Source organism: Atribacterota bacterium, assembly GCA_028703475.1.
Taxonomy (GTDB): domain Bacteria; phylum Atribacterota; class Phoenicimicrobiia; order Phoenicimicrobiales; family Stramentimicrobiaceae; genus JAQVMU01.
Genome location: JAQVMU010000128.1, coordinates 1 through 2943, shown reverse-complemented (window position 1 = coordinate 2943; position 2943 = coordinate 1). Strand labels below are relative to the sequence as shown.

Below are 2943 nucleotides of genomic sequence, written 5' to 3'. Positions count from 1 at the left end.
GTAGCAACAATAATCCCTGGACAAAATAGAGACCCCGAAACACTGGTAGAAGCTGCCGACCAGGCAATGTACCGGGCAAAGAAACATGGACGAAACAAGGTTGTAAGAAACTCGGCAATGGATAAAATACATTCTTCCTAAGTACTAAAAATATCTTCTAACTTTTGATTCGACATCGGTTCATCATAAAAATAATAAATACTTCAATCCACACTTCACTTTATTATAGCAATATAATCATAGCTAAAAGGAAGTAAATTGCTTCCACTAAATACAACAATTGAATTTATATTACAAGTTTGTTTAGCTAACTGAATAAAAATACTTTATCTTTATTTATTGAATAATATAATATGTCAATATTAGTAATGTTGTTATATTCGTTTGCTATTATCCTATACTTGTTTTACTTTTTTATTAAATTTTCAATTATAAAGAGTCTTTAAAATATTGCAGAGTTCCTATTTTTTAAGATTCTTCTCAATGACTTTGCCTAATCTTTTTACTCCTTCCTTGATATCTTCTATGCTTGGATAACAGAAGGACAATCGCATTGTGTTTTTCCCTTTACCGTTGGCAAAAAATGAAGACCCGCTTACATAGGCAACTTTTTCTTTAATAGCTTCATACAGCATCTCATCAGCATCAATGTTTTCAGGCAAGGTTACAAAAACAAAGAAGCCGCCTGCAGGCTTATTCCAAACAGCACCTTCGGGGAAATGCTTTTCCAAAGATTCCAACATAACATCACGTTTTTCCCTGTAAACAGAAATATTTGAATCAATATTTTTATCAATATAGTCTTTTGCGCAATACTCGTAACCAATCATCTGGTTCAGTATAGGAGTACACAGATCTGTCGCTTGTTTTAAAATTACAACCTTTTCTATTATTTCCTTATTCCCCGAAATCCACGCTAATCTTAAGCCGGGACAAAGTATTTTAGAAAAAGTACCCAGATTAATCACTCGTCCTTCCTGGTCAAAAGACTGAATAGGCGGTAATGGTTCCCCTTCAAAACGAAGTTTGTCGTAAGGATTATCTTCCAGGATAAAAAGATTATACTTTGAAGCAATTTCTAAAATCTCTTTTCTTCTCGGCAATGACATGGTAACACCTGCGGGATTTTGGAAGTTTGAAATTGTGTATATAAATTTAATCTTTTTCTCTTTATTGGTAATTTCCTGAAGTGTACTTTCTAATGAGTCCATTTGCATGCCATTTTCATCCATCGGGATCCCTACTACCTCTGCCCCGTAACTTTTGAAAGCATTCAGTGCTGCCAGATAACTGGGCAATTCTGCTATAACAATATCTCCCGGATCTACCAGTGCTTTACTTACCAAATCTAATCCCTGCTGTGATCCAGAGCTGATCATGATGTTTTCTGTTTTGTATCCTTTTTTATCCAGTCCCAGCCACTTTAGCAGGTATTCTCTTAACTGTAGCAACCCTTCTGTGCTGCTGTACTGTAAAGCGCGGGCACTATTACTGGATAAAATATCAGTACATATAACTCTTAAATCTTCTACAGGGAATGTTATTGGATCGGGCATCCCTCCTGCCAGGGACACTACATCAGAACTTTGAATAATCTTTAAAATCTCTCTGATGGCTGAAGCTTTACTTTGTTCTGCTAATTTTGAGAACAACTTTTCACTTTGAATAAATGGCATCATTAACCTCCTATAATTTCCATACTTTATTTAATAATAGAATAATAATGAATTATTATCAATATTATTTGACTTTTTTAAAACTGCAAAAAAATTAATTATCTCAATTGGGTTAATCTTTTCTCAAAAAAGTGTGCTTAAATATTTGAACATCATGGGATTATGAGTAAATAAAAGGCACTATTTTTAAGTGTCTTTATGAGTTAATATTTTTATTTCTCCTGACTTTATTTAGTGTTACAATAAAAATAGGGTGTAAATAATAATTAGTGATAATTTTAAAAGGAGGTTCTTATGAAAAAGAAAAACAGTTTGGTTGTTTGTATCTTTTTTCTTCTATTCCTTGGTGTGTTTTTTCTATTATTCGCTAATATGTGTTTTGCACAGGAATTTTCCGCCCAAATCAAGATTACCCAGCCAAAAGAAACATACTATTATAATTATTTTGTCAAGAATCATCTCTATCGACTGAATGGCGAGGACAGTAGTGGTGAACCTTTAGTAATCATTGCCAACCGTCAGGAAGATTCTTATCTTGGTTTACATCCGGTTATGAAATTTTATATGGAATTTAGCAAAGAGGAAATGTTCTTGTTTAATCCAATAATTGGCTGGGAAATGCTTACCACGGGATACCAGGAAGAGAAAATTGGCACAGAAATAATTAATGGTTTGGAATGTGATAAATATATCTATACCCGGGAAGGACTGGATGGTGCTATTCAGGCCTGGTATTCTCCTGAGTTAAAGCAACGGATAAAAGTAATTGTTCCCTTAGCTAATGCAGAACTAAGTGTGTTTGAGATATTAAACATTCAGATAGAAGCACAGGATGATAAGTATTTCACAATTCCTGCAGATTATGAAAAAATCACATCTATGGAAGATTTAGAAGAAAAAAAACAACCTGATATAAATACCCAGGATAGCAATATGGTATCAGATATGAACATTCTTGAAGGTGAAGCTCCAATTGGAAGAACCTTAAATATGGGAGGAGTAATGAAGGTTCACGTTAACCCTTCCCTGGAAAAAATTCTGGTTATTGAAAATAAAGGTGATATAGATGCATCAATTACTGTTACTCCTTTTCGTTCTGGCGAAATAATCAGTAACCAAATTACAAAAAAAACCATTGCCCCTAAAGGAAAGACTAAACCTAATTTCAGTAGCAGCCTTAACATTGACTTAATTGAGATAAAAATCAACAAAGGAACTGTTTTGGCCACTGTTGTTCAAGAATCCTTTTTCACAGATGAAATTGAGC

General features: G+C 33.7%; 3 protein-coding genes. 2 read left to right on the top strand and 1 reads right to left on the bottom strand.

Annotated elements, in window-relative coordinates; all coding sequences use genetic code 11:
• The first annotated feature begins 12 nt into the window (after positions 1-12).
• Positions 13-141, top strand: coding sequence for a diguanylate cyclase (locus PHQ99_08505; GenBank protein MDD4289612.1), 129 nt, complete (start codon positions 13-15; stop codon positions 139-141).
• Positions 142-461: 320 nt separating this feature from the next.
• On the opposite strand, the gene PHQ99_08500 is transcribed toward PHQ99_08505, so the two are convergent.
• Positions 462-1679 carry a PLP-dependent aminotransferase family protein gene (locus tag PHQ99_08500; protein ID MDD4289611.1) on the bottom strand — a complete coding sequence of 406 codons (1218 nt, stop codon included), beginning with the start codon at positions 1677-1679 and terminating at the stop codon, positions 462-464.
• Between the two features lie 291 nt (positions 1680-1970).
• On the opposite strand from PHQ99_08500, the gene PHQ99_08495 reads away from it, so the two are divergent.
• On the top strand, positions 1971-2943 hold a 973-nt coding region (locus PHQ99_08495), incomplete at its 3' end, for a hypothetical protein (GenBank protein ID MDD4289610.1).

Bases quoted from the DNA above. Each gene is read 5' to 3' on its own strand.
- PHQ99_08500 (MDD4289611.1), bottom strand. From the start codon at position 1,679: ATGATGCCATTTATTCAAAGTGAAAAGTTGTTCTCAAAATTAGCAGAA.